Annotated in this window: 2 protein-coding genes; both read left to right on the forward strand. The window is 69.4% G+C overall.

From position 1 onward, the window contains the following. Nucleotides 1-734: hypothetical protein (locus ACMO6A_RS07795; RefSeq protein ID WP_418471036.1), on the forward strand; the 734-nt coding region annotated here is incomplete at its 5' end. Nucleotides 735-755: 21 nt separating this feature from the next. Beyond that, a partial coding sequence (locus tag ACMO6A_RS07800; protein WP_418471038.1) for a hypothetical protein occupies nucleotides 756-1134 on the forward strand: 379 nt, incomplete at its 3' end.

Consider the following 1134-nt stretch of genomic DNA (forward strand, 5'->3'; position numbering starts at 1 on the left):
ACGACCTACACGCCGATGCGGAAGGCCTCGCGCGCGAGCCCATCGAGAACGCCATGAGGGCGGTCGGCAGGCATTCCAGGGCGGGAGACGATGGGGCGGGCGCGAAGGCCGCAGACTGCCCCGTACACAGCTATGATGACGATTCGGGTGCCATCGGTCGGCACTTCGCGCGGAAGGACGCCACCGGAAGCGCTTCCGCGGCGGCCGTCCAGAGCGGAGGATACGAGGAGGCGGGTGCGGTGGCAGATGCCCATCCCGAAACCCCTACCCCTCCGGTGCGTAGCGCAGAGTCGGTCGATACCGGCGCGGAAGGGAAACCCATCCGGAATACCGCCGGCGACCCAGGTGGGGCCATGACGGCGAAAGAGGGCGCGCGGCTCGCCGAATCGCGTGCACAGGCCCATGAGCGCCGCCGCGACGGCATCGGGCGGCACGGGCGCCCATCCGAGCGCGCCACGGACGATGGCGGCGAGATCGACGTCAGACGCCCGCATGGACGGCGCTACCGCCGCGAGGAGAACGACAGCGCCGGAGGCAACGACCCCGAGCGCCATGCGATGCGCCGGCGCCGCGATGTCGCGGCCAAGCCCGAGCCCGAGGCCCCGCCGGAGAAGTACTACCCGCACGGCAGGCCTCCGCGGGAGACGGCAGGGCACGCGAAGAGCGCCGCGGCCAGGACCGCGAAGGACCGCGGCAAGAAGAAGAAACCGCCGACCGGCAGGGGATCGACGTAGGAAACGCAAGGAGTTCGATATATGGCTGAAAAACTCGAGGTCGTCGAGGACGGCGCCGAATACTACATGGTGACGGTCTCCGAGTCCGTCACCTTCAGCTATCCCGTGCTCGCCACAGATATGGAGGCGGCGCGCGAGAAGGTCGCCGCACTCATCGAGGCGGGACGCGTCCGCGCTCCGCTCGACCTGGTCGGGGCCCCGTGCCGCCGCGAGGGGATCGAGGTCGTAGGCGCCGTGGAGTCCGAGGACCTGAGCTGTAAGCAGGTCTGCGCCCAGACGCTCACGCCCGGCGAGGCCGAACGGCTCGTTGACGACGTCGAGGCGGGAAAGCTCTACGAGAAGACGCCGCCGCAGATGGCTCATGCCGCCAAGTCAATCCTCAGGAAGACCGGTTCGGGCA

It is taken from the genome of Eggerthella sp., assembly GCF_048329335.1.
Lineage (GTDB): Bacteria > Actinomycetota > Coriobacteriia > Coriobacteriales > Eggerthellaceae > Eggerthella > Eggerthella lenta.